At 65.3% G+C, this 18,394-nt stretch carries 21 protein-coding genes; 12 read left to right on the forward strand and 9 right to left on the reverse strand.

The window, feature by feature from the left end:
• Window positions 1-24: 24 nt before the first annotated feature.
• Window positions 25-1,251, reverse strand: coding sequence for a type II secretion system F family protein (locus tag EV664_RS16215; protein WP_133496761.1), 1,227 nt, complete (start codon window positions 1,249-1,251; stop codon window positions 25-27).
• Between the two features lie 204 nt (window positions 1,252-1,455).
• Here EV664_RS16215 and EV664_RS16220 point away from each other — a divergent pair, with 204 nt between their 5' ends.
• Complete coding sequence (locus tag EV664_RS16220; protein ID WP_133496762.1) at window positions 1,456-1,827, forward strand: hypothetical protein; 372 nt, start codon at window positions 1,456-1,458, stop codon at window positions 1,825-1,827.
• A gap of 56 nt (window positions 1,828-1,883) precedes the next feature.
• On the opposite strand, the gene EV664_RS16225 is transcribed toward EV664_RS16220, so the two are convergent.
• The 3 genes from EV664_RS16225 to gspL are packed head-to-tail and all read right to left on the reverse strand — an operon-like array spanning window position 1,884 to window position 4,926.
• A complete protein-coding gene (locus tag EV664_RS16225) occupies window positions 1,884-3,380 on the reverse strand; it encodes a GspE/PulE family protein (protein ID WP_133496763.1) in 1,497 nt (498 codons plus the stop codon).
• Window positions 3,377-3,874, reverse strand: coding sequence for a type II secretion system protein GspM (gspM, locus tag EV664_RS16230; RefSeq protein ID WP_133496764.1), 498 nt, complete (start codon window positions 3,872-3,874; stop codon window positions 3,377-3,379). Before gspM ends, EV664_RS16225 begins: the two co-directional genes overlap by 4 nt.
• Window positions 3,871-4,926: a type II secretion system protein GspL gene (gene gspL, locus EV664_RS16235; RefSeq protein ID WP_162848886.1), complete on the reverse strand. Its 1,056-nt coding sequence runs from the start codon at window positions 4,924-4,926 to the stop codon at window positions 3,871-3,873. Before gspL ends, gspM begins: the two co-directional genes overlap by 4 nt.
• A gap of 63 nt (window positions 4,927-4,989) precedes the next feature.
• Here gspL and gspG point away from each other — a divergent pair, with 63 nt between their 5' ends.
• Genes gspG through gspD form a run of 5 tightly spaced genes read left to right on the forward strand, consistent with a single transcriptional unit; the run spans window position 4,990 to window position 9,140 of the window.
• Window positions 4,990-5,481, forward strand: a complete 492-nt coding sequence (gene gspG / locus EV664_RS16240) for a type II secretion system major pseudopilin GspG (protein WP_133496766.1) — start codon at window positions 4,990-4,992, stop codon at window positions 5,479-5,481.
• Window positions 5,482-5,484: 3 nt separating this feature from the next.
• Window positions 5,485-5,967, forward strand: coding sequence for a prepilin-type N-terminal cleavage/methylation domain-containing protein (locus EV664_RS16245; RefSeq protein ID WP_229668306.1), 483 nt, complete (start codon window positions 5,485-5,487; stop codon window positions 5,965-5,967).
• A complete protein-coding gene (gene gspI, locus EV664_RS16250; RefSeq protein ID WP_133496767.1) occupies window positions 5,964-6,323 on the forward strand; it encodes a type II secretion system minor pseudopilin GspI in 360 nt (119 codons plus the stop codon). Before EV664_RS16245 ends, gspI begins: the two co-directional genes overlap by 4 nt.
• A complete protein-coding gene (locus tag EV664_RS16255; protein WP_229668305.1) occupies window positions 6,320-7,078 on the forward strand; it encodes a type II secretion system protein N in 759 nt (252 codons plus the stop codon). Before gspI ends, EV664_RS16255 begins: the two co-directional genes overlap by 4 nt.
• 10 nt (window positions 7,079-7,088) lie before the next feature.
• Window positions 7,089-9,140 (forward strand): type II secretion system secretin GspD, encoded by a 2,052-nt coding sequence (gspD, locus tag EV664_RS16260; protein WP_229668304.1) that lies wholly within the window; start codon window positions 7,089-7,091, stop codon window positions 9,138-9,140.
• On the opposite strand, the gene EV664_RS16265 is transcribed toward gspD, so the two are convergent.
• The 5 genes from EV664_RS16265 to EV664_RS16285 all read right to left on the reverse strand — a co-directional run bounded on the left by EV664_RS16265 (window position 9,134) and on the right by EV664_RS16285 (window position 12,054).
• Entirely contained in the window at window positions 9,134-9,604 is a 471-nt protein-coding gene (locus tag EV664_RS16265; protein ID WP_133496768.1) for a hypothetical protein, read from the reverse strand. The genes gspD and EV664_RS16265 overlap by 7 nt on opposite strands.
• Window positions 9,592-10,062: a hypothetical protein gene (locus tag EV664_RS16270; protein ID WP_133496769.1), complete on the reverse strand. Its 471-nt coding sequence runs from the start codon at window positions 10,060-10,062 to the stop codon at window positions 9,592-9,594. Before EV664_RS16270 ends, EV664_RS16265 begins: the two co-directional genes overlap by 13 nt.
• Window positions 10,059-10,535 (reverse strand): hypothetical protein, encoded by a 477-nt coding sequence (locus EV664_RS16275; RefSeq protein WP_162848887.1) that lies wholly within the window; start codon window positions 10,533-10,535, stop codon window positions 10,059-10,061. Before EV664_RS16275 ends, EV664_RS16270 begins: the two co-directional genes overlap by 4 nt.
• A gap of 598 nt (window positions 10,536-11,133) precedes the next feature.
• Window positions 11,134-11,466 carry a putative periplasmic lipoprotein gene (locus EV664_RS16280; protein ID WP_133496771.1) on the reverse strand — a complete coding sequence of 111 codons (333 nt, stop codon included), beginning with the start codon at window positions 11,464-11,466 and terminating at the stop codon, window positions 11,134-11,136.
• Window positions 11,467-11,475: 9 nt separating this feature from the next.
• Complete coding sequence (locus EV664_RS16285; RefSeq protein WP_133496772.1) at window positions 11,476-12,054, reverse strand: TetR/AcrR family transcriptional regulator; 579 nt, start codon at window positions 12,052-12,054, stop codon at window positions 11,476-11,478.
• 295 nt (window positions 12,055-12,349) lie between these two features.
• Between EV664_RS16285 and EV664_RS16290 the strand changes: the two genes are divergently transcribed.
• The 6 genes from EV664_RS16290 to EV664_RS16315 are packed head-to-tail and all read left to right on the forward strand — an operon-like array spanning window position 12,350 to window position 18,295.
• On the forward strand, window positions 12,350-13,009 hold the full coding sequence (locus tag EV664_RS16290) for a hypothetical protein (protein ID WP_229668303.1): 660 nt from the start codon (window positions 12,350-12,352) through the stop codon (window positions 13,007-13,009).
• Entirely contained in the window at window positions 13,006-14,226 is a 1,221-nt protein-coding gene (locus EV664_RS16295; protein ID WP_133496773.1) for a hypothetical protein, read from the forward strand. Before EV664_RS16290 ends, EV664_RS16295 begins: the two co-directional genes overlap by 4 nt.
• Entirely contained in the window at window positions 14,223-15,173 is a 951-nt protein-coding gene (locus EV664_RS16300; RefSeq protein WP_133496774.1) for an AAA family ATPase, read from the forward strand. Before EV664_RS16295 ends, EV664_RS16300 begins: the two co-directional genes overlap by 4 nt.
• Window positions 15,170-16,414 carry a DUF58 domain-containing protein gene (locus tag EV664_RS16305; RefSeq protein WP_133496775.1) on the forward strand — a complete coding sequence of 415 codons (1,245 nt, stop codon included), beginning with the start codon at window positions 15,170-15,172 and terminating at the stop codon, window positions 16,412-16,414. The genes EV664_RS16300 and EV664_RS16305 overlap by 4 nt, the downstream gene beginning before the upstream one ends.
• Window positions 16,411-17,409: a stage II sporulation protein M gene (locus EV664_RS16310; RefSeq protein ID WP_133496776.1), complete on the forward strand. Its 999-nt coding sequence runs from the start codon at window positions 16,411-16,413 to the stop codon at window positions 17,407-17,409. Before EV664_RS16305 ends, EV664_RS16310 begins: the two co-directional genes overlap by 4 nt.
• Window positions 17,402-18,295, forward strand: coding sequence for an RDD family protein (locus tag EV664_RS16315; protein WP_133496777.1), 894 nt, complete (start codon window positions 17,402-17,404; stop codon window positions 18,293-18,295). The genes EV664_RS16310 and EV664_RS16315 overlap by 8 nt, the downstream gene beginning before the upstream one ends.
• Window positions 18,296-18,394 lie beyond the last annotated feature (99 nt).

Genomic DNA, 18,394 nt, shown 5'->3' on the forward strand with positions numbered 1-18,394 from the left:
CGGAGCGATAGGGGGCTTTGCCGCTCACGCCGCCACCAGATTGTTAAGGTTGATGATCGGCAGCAGGATCGCCAGCACCATCATCAGCACCAGCCCGCCCATCACCAGCAGCACCAGCGGCTCGGCGAGCGCGACCAGCGCCGCGACCAGCGCATCGAGCTCGCGCTCCAGCTCGTTCGACGCGCGACCCAGCGCGGGGCCGAGCCGCCCCGACGTCTCGCCCGCAGCAACGATCGCAACCAGCATCGAGGGGAATACTCCCGCCTCCTGCATCGCCGCGCGCAGCGTCAGCCCCTCGCGCACGCGTGCGGCGACGTGCAGCGCCTTGTTGCGGACATAGAGGTTCGGCGTGACCGCTGCCGCTGCGTGCAGCGCCTCGACCAGCGGCACCGAACTTTCGACGAGCGTGGCAAGACTGCCTGCAAAGCGCGCTGCGTTGAACTGCTTTGAAAAACGGCGGGTCAGCCGCGACTGGCTGAACCCGCGATGGATGCGCAGGCGATTGCCAGGTCGCGCCGCCCAGCGATTGAAGATCAGAAACGCCGCCAGCCCCGCCAGCGCTGCGTAGAGCCCGAAATCGCGGATGAACGCGCTGATCGCGATCAGTGCCTTGGTCAGGAACGGCAGGTCGGCCCCACGGCTGACGAACACCTTCACGATATCGGGCACGACATAGACCATCAGCAGCACCATCATGCCGAACGACACTACGGCAAGCAGGCCGGGATAGAGCAGCGCCAGCGTCAGCTTCTGGCTGTTTCCCTGCCGCGTCTCGACGAAATTGGCGAGATGGTTGAGCACGAAGGGCAATCGCCCCGATTGCTCGCCCGCCGCGACCGATGCGCGGTAAAATTCGGGAAAGGCTTTGGGATGCTGGGCGAGCGCGCTGGCAAAGCTGCGCCCGTCCAGAATCGCGCCGCGTACTTCGGTAATCAGCGCAGTGACCGCAGGCACTTCGGACTGCGTGGCGACGAGGCGGAGCGATTCCTCGATGGGAATTTCCGAACCGACCAGCGTGGCGATCTGCCGCGTCACGGTCGCGAGTTGCCGCGCCGAAATCCGCCCGCGGCGAAAGAGCGGCATCCGGATCGCCCCGCCCCCGGCCGCTCGCTCCGTCGCAGGCACCACCGATAGCGGCAGCAGCGCCTGATCACGCAGCATCGCCCGGGCGGCGGCGGGCGACGCCGCCTCGATCACGCCCTTGCGATTCGCCCCGTTCCGGTCGGCTGCTTTATAAGCAAAAGCAGGCATCTAGCTGCCCCCTTCCGGATAACCGGTAACACCGTCAGAAAATCTGAACCAATCCGGAAGCAAAGCGCCGCGATAAACGGCCAGTGATGCAGCATGACATATTTGCGTCAACCATAATGGAGCGGAATTTCTACCTTTAAACAATACTTTAGGCAACGTCTTCGTACTTCCCAATCCAGTGGGAAGACAACAGGAGACTATGTCATGGCCGATTATGCACAATTTGATCAGGATAAGATCGATGCCGCGCTTGACGCTGCAAGACGGCATAACGAAACGTTCAAATTGCAGGCGCCGGGTTCCGCCGCTGATCTTTCTGCAATCGACATGCATGCCAGCGGCGAATTTTCGGTCAGCGGCGGCTGCATCACGGTTTCGGTTCAAAATCATCAGATTTGCCTCGATATCCCGCTGGTCGGCAAATATTGTCTGCCGGTCCCGTCGTGGATTCCCGACGGCGCCTCGCTTCAGGCCTGTATCAGCCTGTGCACGACCTGGGGCATTCCACACGGCGTCAAACTGACTGTATCGTTCAATGGTACGGTGATCTTTACCAAGACGTTTCTGAAGTGCTGATTTCCCGGGTCTGAGCGGCGCGCGCCACATTTTCGTTCCCTCTGGTGGCGCGCGCATCAGCCCTCGTCCCGGGTTACGCGGGCAACCTCGTCGACGCTGGTCAGCCCTGCCCGCACTTTGGCGACGCCATCGGCGAGCAGGCTGGGATTAGCCTTCCGCGCCTCGCGCTCCAGATCGGCCTCGGACGCGCCGTCATGGATCATGCCCTGTAACCGATCATCGACCGCGACGACCTCGTACAGGCCGGCACGCCCGCGATAGCCCTCGCTGTGGCAGGCATCGCACCCGGCAGCACGCCAGATCCGTTCCCCCACGGCAAGGGCGCGTCCCAGCAGCACCGAATCGGCTTCGCTCGCGACATCCTCCACGCGGCATTCGGGGCATAATTTGCGCACCAGCCGCTGCGCGACCAGCCCGACCACCATGGGGGCAAGCAGATAGCGCTCTACGCCCATATCGATCAGGCGGGTGATCGAACCCACCGCACTGTTGGTATGCAGCGTCGAAAGCACGAAATGGCCGGTCATCGAGGAGCGGACCGCGACCTCTGCGGTTTCCTGATCGCGGATTTCGCCGACCATGATGACGTCCGGGTCCTGACGCAGGATCGCGCGAAGCCCGCGCGCGAACGTCATATCGGTCTTGGGATTGACCTGAGTCTGGGCGATCCCGGCAAGTTCATATTCGATCGGGTCCTCGACCGTCATGACATTGCGCTTGCGGTCGTTCAGCCGGGTGAGCGCGGTGTAGAGCGTGGTGGTCTTGCCCGATCCCGTCGGCCCGGTGACGAGCAGCATCCCATGCGGGCGGTCGAGCAGCCGGGCAAAGGTCTCGCGATCGCGCTCGCTCATGCCCAGCGCTGCCATATCGAGCGTCATCCCGCCGCGTTCGAGCAGGCGAAGCACCACCCGCTCGCCATGCTGCGTGGGGATCGTCGAAACGCGCGCATCGACATCGTGCCCGCCGATGCGCAGCGTCACGCGGCCATCCTGCGGAATCCGCTTTTCGGCGATGTCGAGCTTCGCCATCACCTTGATCCGGCTGACGAGCAGCGGGGCGAGCGCGCGTTGCGGCTCCAGCACGTCGCGCAGCACGCCGTCGACGCGGAAGCGCACGATCAGCCGCTTTTCCTGCGTCTCGACATGCACGTCCGACGCGCCCTCCTTGATCGCCTCCATCAGCAGCGCGTTGATCAGGCGAATGACCGGCGAATCGTCGCGGCTGTCGAGCAGATCGTCGACCTGCGCCGCGCTGTCGGCGAGCGCGGCGAGATCGGTTGCGTCCATATCGAAATCGGCGGCCATGCCCGCCCGGTCGGCATAGGCAGCGGCAAGCGCCTCGTCGAAAGCGGTCGGCTCGACCTCGCGCTGCGGCGCGTGGGGCGCGATCCGCTGCACCTCGATCAGCGCATCGAGCGGCGCATCGGGGCGGAACAGGCATTCGCTCATGCCGGGCGTATCGGCGGGGCGAAGCAGCACCCCGTTTCGCCGGGCGAAGCCATAAGGCAATGTCGCCGGCACGGCCGTATCGATGATGGTGATCGTCTCGGTCATCGCGCGAACTCCACCACCGCATCCACCCGGCCCGGGGCATTCGCCTTCACGATGCGCGCATCGCGGACGCTCAGCCCGGCGCGCGTCGCATCGGCAAGCCAGCGGACCAGCCCGTCATAAGGAACGCCCTCTGCCTTTGCGATGGGGGCTTCGCCGGCCCCGGTCACGGTCACCGCGATCCCTGCGCCCGCCGCCGCCTGCGCGACGATCTGGTCCGGCGTGCCTTCGGGCTGCTGCGGTGCATTGACGACCAGCGTTCCGGCAGCGCGCATCCGGGCGAGCAGCGTTTCATAAGCGCGGATATCGTTTCGCGCCTCGGTGCGCGCCGATTGCAGCGGCTTTACCACGCCGAAAATCAGGATCAGCGCTGCCATCAGGACGCCCAGCGTCCCGACCATCACCCGCTCGCGCGCGCTGCGCGCGCTCCACCAGCCGTCCAGCCGCGCCAGCGCTGCTTCTATTCCGCTGCGTTCGATGATTCGTATGCGGCTCATGGCAGCTTCGCTTCCACACGTATTGACCCGTCGGGTGCGTTGGTGACCGACGCATCGATCGCGGCGTCGGCCAGCGCGGCGCGGATTCGCGGCACCGCATCGGGTTCCAGCGTTCCCATATCGAGCGTCATGGCATTCGCGCGATAGGCAATCGAATGCATCGCGATCGCAGGCGCGACCGGGCCGAGCGCGGTCGAAATACGGTCGAGCAGCGGCAGAAACCGATCATTGCCCGCGGGTGCCGGGAGCATTCCGGGCACGCTGTCGCGCGGATCGCCGTCCAGCGCAGCCCCCGGTGCCATTTGCGCGGCCAGCGTGCGCACTTCCGCCTCGCGCCGGTCAGCGATCGTGCGAAGCATCATCGTATCGGCGGCGGCGATCGTCGCATGCGCTGCAAGGCCGATGCCGAGAATCCAGCCGAGCCGCCGCCCCGCCCCGCTCGTGGACCTGCCGCCACGTCGCGCATAGATGCCCTGCCTGAGGTCCAGCGCCGGCCGGGCGAGCTCGCGCGCGATATCGCCGGGCGCTCGCGCCGCGCCCATGGTTTCGGGCAGCGGCGTCCCATAGCCGATCACTGCCGGCTCACCCGCCCGGCGCCACGCCCCTTCGAGCATCGCTGCGGGAAGTGCGAAACCGGCACCGTCGCCGGTGCGCACCAGCGCACGCGCGCCCGCGACCTCAACCGCCCATTGCTCCTTCTCCGGAACCGGCAGCGCCAGCATGTCGGGGACCATTGCGGCATGGCCGAGCCCGGCAGCCTCGGCGATCGCTATCCACGCTTCCATCCGGTCATGCGCGACGACGCCCACCAGATAGCATTTCGGGGCGACTTCCACGCCCAGCGCGAGATGGACCCGGTCTGGCGAATCGGCGATCCGATCCTCGATCGCGAAGGGCAATGCCTCGCGCCGTTTCGCCCGGCTGGCCAGCGGCAGATCGACGGCAAGCAAGCGCACCGATTCGCCGGGAACGAGAATCGTTGCCGGACCGTCCGGATCGACTATGCTGATACCCGTGTCGGAAATCGCCCATATTCCGCGGTCGCGCGGCACCCTTCCCTCGGCTGGGTCTGGGATTGTAACATTGCTTTCACGGATAGGACGCATGGGACGGGAATGCGCATAGTTTCAAAACAGAATTGTTACACCGTGGCAGCACGCGGCGATTGTCGCAAGCGCCGTCCGATTGCACATGGCGAAACCGGGCTGACGCTCGTCGAAATGATCGTCGTTCTGGCGATCATCGCGATCGTCGGCGCGCTGATCGTCACCAATGTGATCAGCCGCCCCGATGAGGCGCGGGTGACGGTCGCGAAGACCGACATCAAGACGATTTCATCGGCGCTGAAAATGTACCGGCTCGACAATGGCGATTACCCGACCGAGCAGCAGGGGCTGAAGGCGCTGGTGGAAAAGCCGACGACGCCGCCCGTTCCGCGCAACTGGGCACCTGACGGCTATCTGGGTGAGATGCCGCAGGACCCCTGGGGCAATCCGTACGTCTATAAAACCGGCGGTCCGGGCGGGTTCACCATCGTTTCGCTGGGCAAGGACGGAAAGCCCGGCGGCGAGGGCATCGACGCGGACATCGACGGCAAGCGCGAATAGACGATGTCCGGGGGGGACATCATCAGCCGGCCCGACCAGCGGGATGAGCGCGGCATGACGCTGATCGAAATGCTGATCGTGCTCGCGATTATCGGGATTGCGGCAGGCGCAGTGTCGCTGGGCATCGGCGCCGCCACGCGCGCGCCCAGCGCAGAGGCGGAGGCGCATGCGCTTGCCACCCGGCTTCAGGCAGCCGCCGACGATGCGATGCTGGGCGATCGGCTGACCGCGCTGACCGTGCGAGACAATGGCTATGGCTTCGCCACGCTGGAGGGCGGCAAATGGGTGCCGCGCACCGATGATGCGTTGGCATTCCACAGGCTGCCCGGCGGAATGCTGGTGAAATTCAGCAAGCGTCCGCCGATCATCCTGGGTGTCGACGGATCGGGCGAGCCGATCTCCGCAACGATTCTGGCTGGCGACGAACGCTGGCTGGTGCGCTATGACGGCCTGACCACGACCACCACATCGGTGCCCGCCGCATGACCCGGCAGGAGGCAGGATTTTCGCTGATCGAGGCGCTCGTCGCGCTGGCGGTGCTCGCCATTGCCACGGTCGGCCTGATGGGTGCGGTCGAAAGCCATATCGATTCGACGCTCGGGGTACAAAATCGTACCACCGCGATGCTGATCGCGCAGAACCGCCTTGCCGAGCTTCAGACCGGTGCCCCCGAAGCCACGCGGAGCAGCGTCGAGATGCTCAACCGGCAATGGCAGGTTTCGACCGAGCAGGTGCCGACGTCCGACCCCGATATCGCGCGCGTCGCAATTTCGGTGGGGCTGGCGGGAAAGGCGCCGCTGGCGACGCTCGACGGTTTTCTTGATATCGGTGCGACCCGATGATCGCTGCCCTCCGCCTTTCGCCGCGCCAGACGCGAACTGCAATCGATCTTGTCGCCGTGGCAATGATCATATCGGTGGCCTTCGCGCTGGCAGGGCTGACCTGGCGGCTCGCGGGACATGCGGGAACCGGTGCGATCACCGTGCCGACAGCCGGAAAGCCGGTGCGCGCGTCGAACGACGGGGGGCCGGCGATCGCACTTTCTCCCTTCGGAAAAGCGACTGTTACCGAAGCCAGCGAACCGACGACCATCGCCGCCGAGCTGAAAGGCGTGATCTTCACGATCCCCACCGCTCAGTCCACCGCCTTCATCAAGCTGGGCGATGCTGAGCCGAAAAACTATGCGGTCGGCGATACATTGGGCAACGCGACGATTGCGGCGATCCGCCGCGATCGGGTAATCCTGAACAATGGCGGGCGGATGGAATATCTCGCTTTTCCCGATCCCGGCGGCGCACCTGCGACCGATACCGGCGCGCCTGCCTCCGCCTCTCCGGTCACATCAGCGCCGCAGCCGGATCCCGCCGACCTTCTGTCCCGCTTCGACGCGCAACCGACTTCGCAGGGCTATCGCATCGGCGACAATGCGCCGCCGGGGCTCAACAGCGGCGACGTCATCACCTCCGTCAACGGGCAGAGCGTTTCCGACCCCGCCTCTGCCCAGTCCGCGCTCGCCGCCGCTGCAGCAAGCGGCAATGCCCAGGTCCAGATATTACGGAACGGCAGGACGATTACCGTCACCGTTCCGACCCGTTAAAGGCTGTATCGTGTTGAAATCCATCCGCCAATTTCCCGCCGCCCTCGCCTTGTGCGGGATGATCCCCGCGACAGCCATCGGGCAGAGCGCGCCCGCCGATATCGTCGTCAATATGCGCGGGGTCGATATCGCGCAGGTCGCCGAACAGATTTCGCGCCTTACCGGCCGCACGCTGATCCTCGATCCCTCGGTAAAGGGCATGGTGACGGTCACTTCCGCCGAACCGCTGTCACCTTCGGGCGTGTGGGAATTGTTCCAGTCGGTGCTGCGCGCCAACGGCTTTGCCGCCGTCCGGTCGGGACGCGCATGGCGGATCGTCCCGCAGGCAGCGGCGGTACGCGACGGCGGAGTGCCGCGTCAGGGTGCGGGCGGGCAGGAACTGGTCACCCGCATGATCCGGCTGTCGAACGTGCCTTCGGACGATGCGGCGCGGATTGCGCGCCCGCTGGTCGCGACCTTCGGCAGCGTGGAGCCGCTCAAAAGTCCCAATGCCATCGTCGTCACCGATTATTCGGACAATGTCCGTCGAATCGAAGCGCTGGTCCGCTCGCTCGACGGCGGCGGCGGGTCGAGCTTCGCGGTCATCCCGCTCGAAAACGGCAACGCGCTGCAGGTCGCGACCGCGCTTCAGGGCGTAATGGATGAAAACGGCGCGAAGGTCGCGGGCGATGCACGCAGCAACAGCGTCATCGTGCGCGGCACCCCCGCCGCCGTCGCCGATGCCCGGCGCATGGTGGCGAGCATGGACAAGCCCGGCGGCGCCACCCCGGTCACGCGCATGTTCCGGCTGAACTATGCCGATGCCGAATCGGTTACCGAAGTGCTTCGCGGCGTGCTGGGCGGCGAGGAAACGGCGACCAATCCGGTCGCGCGCAGCCTGTCGGGTTCGCGCTTCAACACCGCTATCCCGATGAGCGATTCAGGTTCGCTTTCCAGCACGACCGACGCGATGGCGGCGCTGACCAGCGGCTCGTCGGGAAGCGGCAGCTTGTCGCAAGGCTCGACGAGCATCTCCCGAACGAGCAGCGCGAGCGGCAATACCCCCGCCCCGCAAGGCTTTTCGACTCCCGATATGACGGTACAGCCCGCGCCCGAACTGAATGCAGTGGTGGTGCGCGGCACGCCCAAGGCTGTCGCTTCGATCGAACCGCTGATCCGCGACCTCGATGTCCGCCGGCCGCAGGTGCATATCGAGGCGGCGATTGCTGAGATAACCGGGGACGAGGCGGAGAAGCTGGGCGTTCAGCTCGGCCTGACCGCGGGCGCGCTGACCAATGTCGAAGGCGGCGGGACGTCGTTCGACACCGCCGGATTTTCGCTCGGCAATATCCTCAAAACGCTGGGCGTCACTGCCGGAGGCGCGCTCAGCACCGGGCTTACCGCCAATGTCGCGATCGGCGACGATTTTTCGGTGCTGGTCAATGCGCTCGGCACCTCGACCAACGCCAATCTGCTTTCGACGCCGCAGGTGACGGTGCTCGACAATGAAGCGGCGCAGATCGTGGTGGGTCAGAACGTCCCCTTCGTCACCGGCTCGATCCTGACCAACAGCGCCTCGGCCACGCCCTATACGACGATCGAGCGCAAGGATGTCGGCATCACGCTGAAAGTCATTCCGCGGATCAATGCGGGCGAAGTGGTGCGGCTCGACGTCAGCCAGGAAGTGTCCTCGATCTCGCCGACCCAGCTCACCACAGCTTCGGACATCATTACCAACCGGCGGCAGATCACGACCACGGTGCTTGCCGATAATAGCCAGACGATCGTGCTGGGCGGGCTGATTTCCGACGATCGCCAGCATAGCGAGCAGCGCGTGCCGCTGCTCGGCGATATTCCCGTCGTGGGCGAATTGTTCAAATCGCGCAGCGAGCAGCAGACAAAGCGGGTTTTGTTCGTATTTCTGAAACCCACCATCCTGCGCGACCGTGACGATGCGACTGCGCTTGCCAACGCCAAATATGCCCGGTTGCGAAAGGAAGAACAGGCGCTGGGCGAGAAAGGCAGCCTGCTGATCAACCCGCCGGGGCCACGCCTGACGGTCGAGATTGACGGGATTTACTGATCGGGATCAGAGCCGGTTTCGGCCCCATCGTCCCCCGGCGCCGAAGGAACGCTGACGCGCACATGGTCGCGTCCGCGCGCGAAATAAGCGGCATCGGCGGAGAGCGAGACCAGTTGCCATCCATCCATCCCTTCGCCCGGCCGCAGGGTGCGGCTCTCGCCGCTCGCGCCCCGCACGAACGCCACCGCATCGCTGCCGATCCTGCCCGCAATCCCGATCAGCACCGGAGCATCGGCGGGAGGAATGCCGTCCACGGCCAGGGGGGGTGGCGCGAAGAGCGGGCGGGCATATAGCGCAAGCGGTTCAGGCACCGCATCCGGCCGCAGGGGCGTCGCTTTGCCGCCTGCCGCCGCGGCGCCGGAGAGATCAGGCGAGTCGAACGACAGTATCGCGAGCGGCAAGATGACCGCCGCCAGCAGCGACAGGCCGAGCGCACCGGCTTCGAAACGGGTCAGGCGTGCCATGGCGCCACCATGATCGCGTCCAGCCGGACCTGCCCCTGTGCAATCGATTCCACCCGCCAGCTGGAAAAACGCAGCATCGGGCTTTGCCGTACAAGATCGTCGGACAGCGTCAGCACGGCGCGTTCGCTCCCCGATAGCGACAGATGGATCTGGCTAAGCCCGTTTGGCGCAGGCTGCGCCTCGCTCGTTTCGACCAGCACGCCCTGCCCGGCGGCCGACCGGCGGATACGCGCCTCGATCTTCGCTGCGGCCTCTCCGGCATCCGCCCCACGCCAGGCACTTTCCGCGCGCACCAGCGGCGCGCGAGGCGCCTGTGCAAGCGCTACCCGGTCGCGCAGCTCGGCCAGTCGCGCCGTCGCGTGATCGCGGCGGGAAAGCGCATGGGTAGCGATCGGCGCGAGACAGAGCGCGGCAACAAGCCCGGCCATGACGGCAGCAAGCGGATATCCGGTCTTCACGGCGTTTCCGCCAGTGTCACCAGCATCACGCCATCGCCCTGTCGCTGACCGCGATCACGCAATTTCGCGAAACCGGGATCGCGACGCAATGCCCCCCGCAATCGATCAGGGTCATTCGTAGCAAGGACGAGCGTCAACGCTCCATCGGCACCACGCACCACCGACACCAGCATCGCCTCCTCGGGAAGCACCGCCGCCAGCCGGTCGATCGTCGCGGCGGGGCCGGGGCGATGCATTGCCCGCGCAAGCATCGCACGCGCCTTTCCATCGGCCGCAAAGGAACGTAGCAGCGGGCGTGCGCGCTTCGTCAGCTCCGAATAGTTTCGGTCGGCCGCGTGCCGCTCGACATTGGCAAATACTGCCGTTGTCAGCGGGATGCCGGCGATCATCAGCACGATAGCGGAACCGATCGCCCATTGGCGGCGTCCGCGCGGAAGAACCGCAATGGTCCGATCTTGCGCTGCAGGGATCATCCGATTGCGTATAGCCCCCGAAAGGCGCGCAACGATTTGTGCCGAAAGGCTCGAATCATGCGAGGATTCCGGGTCGCGCATACAAGCGCCCTAGCGCCGGGATGCGCGATCCGGCAAGCGGTCGCGTACCGATCGACGCACCTTATACCAATCTGCGCTGATCGTGACCGATTGTACCGAAGTCAGGCAATCCAGAGCGCCACGCTGCCCGCAGCCTCGCATCAAGCCGCACCGGCCGCCACCGCTCCGCGCAACCATAGCGCCACACGCTTGCGGCCCCGGCCTCCGCCGGCGCGAGGCATGGTGTCAGCGGCTTATATGCACAGCGATTTCCGCAATTGCCGCCCCCGAGCGGGCCGGGGCCGCAAGCGTCTGCCCGAGGCTAACCCAAACCGCACCACAATCGTCGCCCCGGCGTAGGCCGGGGCCGATACCGTCTGCTACCCTACAAACCAGAACCGCGTTTGCGAAAAGCGCAGCGACAATTGCGAGCCCCAACAGGGGCGCGGCAATGCCGCAGCGGCGTGCACATCGCCGCATCGCTGCGCTTCTCGCGATGACGATTCCGGTAGTGAGTCCGGATTATTGCAGTTCGGTATCAGTCGCGGCGGCTCGTCACATTGGCGGTGCCGTCGGGCTGGATCTGGACCATATGCCATTCGCCGCTCTGGCACTGTGCGCGCCAGACATTCGGCCCGGCATCGGGATAGGCTTCGGATTTGACCACGCCCTGACAGTCGGACCCGGCGTCGCGGATGGCGCGGATCATCACGACATTACGCTCCTGTTCCGACATCGCGGCGACCTTCATCGCGACATTGTTTTCGGGAGCGATGGTCTGTTGCTGCTGCGTATTTTCGGGCGCGGCAGGTTCGCTGCTGCAAGCAGTGAGCAAAAGGCCGGTGGCGGCAAGTGCGATAAGGGATTTCATATTCGCTCCTCAATCCTGTCGCGGTTGATACGCGCGCAAAAAGGTTCTCGTTCCATGCTCGACATGATCGCGAGCGGTCGCCTCGTCAATATTTCTGCGAATGGCGAACTTCAATTCAACCTCGATCGCACCACGCCAGAGCGACAACAGGTCCGACGCTGCCCGGACAGGATCCTCGCACGCTAAAATCCCTTCGTCACATGCTTCGGCCAGCACCTCGGCGAGCTTCGCGCGCGATTGCGCCGGTCCCGCCTGATACAAACGCCGTCCCAGTTCGGGCATCATGGCGAATTCCTGTGACAGAACGCGGTCAAGCGCGACATAATTCGCCCGCGTCAGAAACCCCATCAGCTTCATGCCGAAATCGTTCAGGCGACACTCCAACCCCTCGCTCGGATGGACGCTGCCGCCGTCAAACGCCTCGGCGAGCCGACCGATTTCCTTTCGCACGCAATTTTCGAACAGCGTCTCTTTGTCGCAAAAGCGCTTATAAACGGTCACTTTCGACACGCCGGCCTGCGCGGCGACTTCCTCAATCGTAGTGCCGCCGAAACCGCGCTCGAAGAACAGCTCGCGTGCCGCCTGCATGATGGCGAGATCCTTGGCGGGATCGGGCGGACGTCCCGCCCTCGCTCGCCGAGGCGCATCCTGTATCGTTCGATCCTGCGACAACCGCCTCTCCTTACCCGCGAGCGTTCATTCGCTCGCATATTTCAATATGCGTGTGATAGCAGGCATTTCAAACCGGGCGTGATAAAAGCGCGCCGAAAGGTGCCGAAAATGGTTGCTCCTGCGGTCGGATTTGCGCCAAATCGATGCAACCGCGCCCCGGATCGCATCATCTGCGGCGCGACCGGGCGGAAGGGCAAACGGGGGCACGATTATGGCAGGGGCGAGCGGCACGGCCGCCGATACAGCATATGCCCGCTTTCCGACCGACAGCGCGGTTGCCGACGCGCATCGCCAGTTGCTGACCGACAAAAGCATCCAGTTCGACCTTCCGCCCCCGCCACAGCAGGCGCCGCCGCCGCAATGGCTGCTCGACCTGCTCCACACGATCGGTTCGCTGGTAAAGGCGCTGGGGCCGTTATGGACGGCGCTGCTGGTCATCATCGCACTGGTGTTGCTGGCGATGCTGTTCAGCGCGCTGTTCCCGCCCGCGCGCCGATATATTGCCGGACTGATCTACCGCCGTTCGTCCGCCGCTGCCGAGCCCGAATGGCGTCCCGAAGCGGATGCAGCGCGCTCACTGCTCGAGGCGGCGGACGCGCTTGCCGCAGACGGTCGCTATGACGAAGCGGTTCATCTGATCCTGTTTCGATCGATCGAGGATATCGGCAGGTGGCGGGGCGAATTGCTACGACCGTCGCTTACCAGCCGCGACATCGCCGCGCTTTCGGCGCTTCCGGCACAGGCAGGCGCGATCTTCGGACGAATCGCGGCGGCGGTGGAACGCAGCCTATTCGCGCGCCGTCCCCTCGCCCGCGCCGATTGGGAGGCAGCTCGGCGCGATTATGCGGAGTTCGCGCTCAAACCGGTATGAGCGCGATATCGTCCCCCCGTTCCGAAAGCCCGTTCACGCGGGCCATGGTGCTCGTGCTGATCGGCGCCGGGCTGCTGCTCGGCATCGGCTTTTTGCTGATGAGCGGGTTTCGCGATGAACTGTCGAACAGTTTCGACCGCCCGCCCCCTGTCGAAACGCGCAGCGGCGAGGGGTTTTACGGGCTTCGCCGCCTGATCGACCTGATGCCGCGCGGCGAGACGTTTCTGGTGGAAAGCGCAGCGGATCAGGGCGCGACGGCGCTGCTGATCCTGACGCCGGAAGTCGGGGGAAGCGCGCAGGACCTTCACCATATTCTGGCGGCGCGTACCAACGGTTCCCGCCCCACCCTGATCGTCCTGCCCAAATGGCAGGTAAGCCGCACGCCCTTTACCCGCAATCGGGTGAAGCGGACCGGGCCGATCGGATCGATGCCGATCGAGAAGCTTCTAGGCCGGAAAGGGCTCTCGATCCGCTTCGAATCGCCTGCCGCGTTGATCGCGCCCACGGGCTTTGTCCGCCACCTCCCCGCGCCGGTGCCCGGTCTGACACAGACGATCGATGGCGAGGGCATCGAACCGCTCATCACCACGACGGGCAAGGGGATCGTCCTGGGACGGCTGACGGACGAGCAACAGGTCTATATTCTCGCCGATCCGGATATCCTCAACAATCGCGCGCTGAAGACCGAAAACGGCGCGCGCGCCGCGCTGGACATGGTCGGCGCGCTCAATCCGGCGGACCCGGGCTTTGTCGGATTCGACACTACGCTGCATTATCGCCCCGGCGAGCGCAATCTCATCAAGCTGATGTTCCTGCCGCCCTTTGTTGCAGTGACGATCGCAATCCTTGCCGCCGCGCTGATGGCGATCGTGGCGGGTGCGGCGCGGTTCGGACCGGTGCGGCGTGAGGCGCGTGCAGTGGTGCCGGGCAAGCGAGCGCTTGCCGACAATATCGCTGCCCTCACCCGGCTTGCAGGCAAGACGCATCGGGCGGGCAATGCCTATGCCGATTGGGTGCGCGACTGGACCGCGCGGCGATTGCATGCGCCCGCCGGGCTGAATGCCGATCAGCGCGCGGACTGGCTCGACGCGCGATCGGGCGATGCGGACCCGAAATTCACTGACCTTGCAATGCGCGCCCGCGACGCGCGCAACGATGCGGCGCTGCTCGATGCGGCCCGCGACCTCGATGACTGGCGAAGGGAAATGACCGAATGAACCATGTCCGCGACCTGGGCGAAGCGATCCAGACGCAAATCGCCAAGGCAGTGATCGGAGAAGCGCCGATCGTGCGCTTTCTCGCCGTCGCTTTGTTTTCCTCGGGCCATGTCCTGCTCGAGGGCGCGCCGGGCACCGCCAAGACATTGCTGGCGCAGAGTTTCGCGCGCACGCTGGGCCTCGATTTCGGGCGAATCCAGTTCACCCCCGATCTGATGCCCGGCGATATCATCGGGTCGAACCTGTTCAATTTCCAGACCTCAACCTTCGCGCTGACCAAGGGACCGGTGTTTTGCGAATTGCTGCTCGCTGACGAGATCAACCGGACGCCGCCCAAGACGCAGGCCGCGCTGCTCGAAGCGATGCAGGAACGGCGCGTGACGATCGACGGGCGCACCGAGACGCTGTCCGACCGCTTCACCGTGGTCGCGACGCAGAATCCGATCGAGCAGCAGGGCGTCTATCCGCTCCCCGAGGCACAGCTCGACCGGTTCCTGTTCAAGCTCGCAATCGATTATCCCACGATCGAGGCGGAGCGCGCCATCGTCGCCCAATATGGCGCGCGCAGCGGCACCCCGCGCGCCGAAGACAGCGGCGTCGAACAGGTCGCCGATGCCGATATGATCGCGCGCGCCATCGCCTCGGTCAGCGACGTGAGACTGGTCGAGGAAATCATCGCCTATATCGTCGACCTGATCCGCGCGACCCGCGACCATCCCGACCTGGCGACCGGCGCCAGCCCGCGCGCCGCATCGGCGATGGCCGCCGCTGCGCGCGCCGCCGCCGCGCTGGAGGGACGCGATTACGTCATTCCCGACGATGTGAAGCTGCTCGCTTTGCCGCTGCTGCGCCATCGCGTCATCCTGTCGCCCACCGCCGAAATCGACGGGCGGCGTACCGACGACATCATCGCCGGGCTGATCGATTCGATCGAGGCTCCGCGTTGATCTATCCCACTTCCCGCGCGGTATATTGCGTCGCGGCGGCAGCGCCGGTCGCGCTGGCGCTGGGCGTCATATTTCCAGCGGGATGGGCGCTGATCCTCTTGTGGATCGTGCTGATCGTGGTGCTGATCGTCGCAGACGCGCTGCTGACACCCGGCATCAGGACAGAAACGCTAGCGGTGGAGGTGCCGGGGACGGTCGCCATCGGACAGCGGATCGATCCGACGCCGCCCGCTTCGGCACGGACCCGCTTTGCGGTCGAGGCCGAGGGCCCGCTCACCCCCGCCCCCGATGGCGGCTTTGTCGCTGCCCGGCGCGGGCGCGCGAACCTCGGACGGATCTGGGCTCGCCGCCACGGGCCGCTGGGGCTGGCATGGCGTCAGAAGAGCCGTCGGCTCGACCAGCCGGTCATCATCGCACCCGACCTTGGCCCGGTGCGCGAACAGGGGATGCGCCAATATCTGCGCAGCAGCCAGATGGGCGAACGCATGCGCCTCGAAAGCGGCGACGGCAGCGAATTTCAGGCGCTGACCGATTTTCAGCCGGGTATGGAGCGGCGCACGATCGACTGGAAGGCATCAGCGCGCCATATCTCGCTGCTCGCCCGCGAATATCGTACCGAGCGGGCGAACAGCATCGTGCTCGCCGTCGATGCGGGCCGCGCGATGTCCGACCCGCTGGACGGCGTGCCGCGTATCGACCGCGCGGTATCGGCGGCGCTGCTTACTGCCTTTGTCGGATTGCGATCGGGCGACCGGGTGCGCCTCTTCTCTTTCGGCGCGCGGCCTCAGGCAGATAGCGGCACGATTACGGGCGCGAAGGGCTTTGCCCGGCTGCAACAGGCGGCGAGCGCGATCGACTATACGCAGGAGGAGAGCAATTACACCCTCTCGCTCATCACGCTCGACGGGCGGCTGCATCAGCGCTCGCTGATCATCCTGTTCACCGAATTCACTGACCCCACCGCCGCCGAGCTGATGGTCGCCGCTGCGCGGCGGATGCTGAAGCGCCACCGCGTCCTGTTTGTGCTGTTCGAGGATAATGAACTGATCGACCTGCAACGGGCACGGCCCGAACAGGCCGATGACGTGGTGCGATCGAACGTGGCGAGCGTGTTGCTGCGCGAACGGCGGATCGTGATCGAACGGCTGCGCCGCCTCGGCATCGACGTGATCGAGGCGCGGCACGATGCGCTGCCGCTCGCGCTGGTCGAACACTATCTCCGGCTGAGGATGCGCGCATGACCGCCCCCGCCCCCTTATTCACCGCGCATCATTTCCGCGAAGAGCGCGCGACCGACTGGGCGACGCTTGAGGAACTGCTCGACCGGGTCGAGAAGAAATCGCCGAGAAAGCTGAGCGAGGAAGAGCTGATCGCGCTTCCGCGCCTCTATCGCGCGACCTTGTCGGCGCTGTCGGTCGCGCGCGAAACCTCGCTCGACGCAGCGATGATCGCGTATCTCGAAAGCCTTTCGACGCGCGCTTATTTCATCCTCTATGGCTGCCGCGATTCCTGGCCGCTCCAGATGGCGGATTTCTTTCGCAGCGGCTGGCCGCAGGCGGTTCGCGCGCTGCTCCCTGAAATTCTGGTGACGAGCCTGCTGCTGATCGCATCGATTTTTGCCGGCTATCAGCTGGTCAGCCACGATCCGTCCTGGTTCCACGCGATCATTTCGGAAGAACTGGCGGCGGGCCGCGATATGCAGGCCAGTACGGAAGCGCTGCGCGAATCGCTCTATGACGCACCACAAAAGGGCGGCCTCGAAATCTTCGCCACCGCGCTGTTCACGCATAATTCGCAGATCGCGATTCTGGCATTCGCGCTTGGCTTTGCGCTCGGCATCCCGACGCTGTTACTGGTCGCGCAGAACGGCGCGATGGCGGGCGCATTGTTCGCGGTCTATGTGCCGCATGGGCTGGGGATCGGCCTGCTCGGCTGGCTGTCGATCCATGGCACGACCGAATTCGGCGCGATCATCCTTGCCGCCGCCGCCGGGCTGCATATCGGTCGCGCCGTCGCCTTTCCGGGCGAACAGTCCCGGATGGCAGCCGCAGCGTTGGCCGGACGGCGTGCGGCAGTCGTGATGATCGGGGTCATCCTGATGCTGCTGATCGCGGGGCTGCTCGAAGGATTTGGGCGGCAGCTGATCCGCCAGGACGATGCCCGCCTCGCCATCGCCGGAGTGATGGTGTTGCTCTGGATCGGCTATTTCAGCCTTGCGGGGCGCCGTCATGGCTAAACGCGCGCGAAAGCAGCAGAAGCGGCGCACCGAAACCGAGCCGCAGCTGATACGTCGGCTCATCACGCCTGAGGGGGTGCCGCTGAACCTGCAGCTGGCGAGCGCAGGCACCCGTGCGGGCGCGTTCGCGCTCGACATGGTCATCATTCTTGCCTGTCTGACCCTTCTGACCCTGTTGGCGGTCGCAGCATTTTTCGTGGCCCGCACCCGCTATCCCAGCGTGATCGCGATCATCTGGCTGCTCGGTTTTTTCCTGCTGCGCAATTTCTATTTCATCTGGTTCGAAAGCGGACGCCGCGCAGCCACGCCGGGCAAAAGGCGGGCGAACCTGCGCGTCGTGGCGCGCGATGGCGGCCGGCTGACCGGCGCTGCGGTGGTCGCTCGCAATATGATGCGCGAACTGGAGGTGTTTCTCCCGCTGATGTTTCTCGGCTTCGGCGCGGCGGAAGGGTTTGTCGATCGATGGACGGTGGCGCTTGGCCTCGGCTGGTCGTGCCTGTTCCTTTTCTTCCCCGTCTTCAATCGCGACCGGCTGCGGGCGGGCGATCTGATCGGCGGAACCTGGGTGGTGGAAAGTCCGAAACAGGATCTCGGCATCGATCTTGTCGCGCATACCGGCGATCGCGCCGACCTGCTGATGTTCAGCGATGCGGAGCTCAGCGTATACGGCCAGTATGAACTGCAACGGCTCGAGGCGGTCCTGCGAAGCGACGAAGAAGAAACGATCCGGACCGTGGCGGATGCGATTCGGGGGAAGCTCGGCCGCTGGGACAATGTTCGCGACCGCGCCTTTCTCCAATCCTATTATGCGCAGAGCCGCGCCCGGTTCGAACGCAATCTGCTGATGGGACGGCGTAAGCGCGACAAGTTCGATTCCTCAGGCTAAGTCCCGCAATTCGTCCCGTTTTGTTGCAGTGCAGCTATGGTTGGTTGACGGTGCTGCGTGATGGTGCAAGGCGTTTGCCGGGTTAATCGGGCGGAGAGA

This window comes from Stakelama pacifica, assembly GCF_004361835.1.
GTDB lineage: Bacteria > Pseudomonadota > Alphaproteobacteria > Sphingomonadales > Sphingomonadaceae > Sphingomonas > Sphingomonas pacifica.

Excerpts from the sequence above, each read along its gene's own strand:
- gspM (WP_133496764.1), bottom strand. The coding sequence starts at position 3,874 with ATGAGCCGCATACGAATCATCGAACGCAGCGGAATAGAAGCAGCGCTG.
- EV664_RS16215 (WP_133496761.1), bottom strand. The coding sequence starts at position 1,251 with ATGCCTGCTTTTGCTTATAAAGCAGCCGACCGGAACGGGGCGAATCGC.
- gspI (WP_133496767.1), top strand. The coding sequence starts at position 5,964 with ATGACCCGGCAGGAGGCAGGATTTTCGCTGATCGAGGCGCTCGTCGCG.
- EV664_RS16275 (WP_162848887.1), bottom strand. The coding sequence starts at position 10,535 with ATGATCCCTGCAGCGCAAGATCGGACCATTGCGGTTCTTCCGCGCGGA.
- EV664_RS16310 (WP_133496776.1), top strand. The coding sequence starts at position 16,411 with ATGACCGCCCCCGCCCCCTTATTCACCGCGCATCATTTCCGCGAAGAG.
- EV664_RS16225 (WP_133496763.1), bottom strand. The coding sequence starts at position 3,380 with ATGACCGAGACGATCACCATCATCGATACGGCCGTGCCGGCGACATTG.
- EV664_RS16280 (WP_133496771.1), bottom strand. The coding sequence starts at position 11,466 with ATGAAATCCCTTATCGCACTTGCCGCCACCGGCCTTTTGCTCACTGCT.
- EV664_RS16245 (WP_229668306.1), top strand. The coding sequence starts at position 5,485 with ATGTCCGGGGGGGACATCATCAGCCGGCCCGACCAGCGGGATGAGCGC.
- EV664_RS16255 (WP_229668305.1), top strand. The coding sequence starts at position 6,320 with ATGATCGCTGCCCTCCGCCTTTCGCCGCGCCAGACGCGAACTGCAATC.
- EV664_RS16300 (WP_133496774.1), top strand. The coding sequence starts at position 14,223 with ATGAACCATGTCCGCGACCTGGGCGAAGCGATCCAGACGCAAATCGCC.
- EV664_RS16265 (WP_133496768.1), bottom strand. The coding sequence starts at position 9,604 with ATGGCACGCCTGACCCGTTTCGAAGCCGGTGCGCTCGGCCTGTCGCTG.
- EV664_RS16220 (WP_133496762.1), top strand. The coding sequence starts at position 1,456 with ATGGCCGATTATGCACAATTTGATCAGGATAAGATCGATGCCGCGCTT.
- EV664_RS16315 (WP_133496777.1), top strand. The coding sequence starts at position 17,402 with ATGGCTAAACGCGCGCGAAAGCAGCAGAAGCGGCGCACCGAAACCGAG.
- EV664_RS16295 (WP_133496773.1), top strand. The coding sequence starts at position 13,006 with ATGAGCGCGATATCGTCCCCCCGTTCCGAAAGCCCGTTCACGCGGGCC.
- EV664_RS16285 (WP_133496772.1), bottom strand. The coding sequence starts at position 12,054 with ATGCAGGCGGCACGCGAGCTGTTCTTCGAGCGCGGTTTCGGCGGCACT.
- EV664_RS16290 (WP_229668303.1), top strand. The coding sequence starts at position 12,350 with ATGGCAGGGGCGAGCGGCACGGCCGCCGATACAGCATATGCCCGCTTT.
- gspG (WP_133496766.1), top strand. The coding sequence starts at position 4,990 with ATGCGCATAGTTTCAAAACAGAATTGTTACACCGTGGCAGCACGCGGC.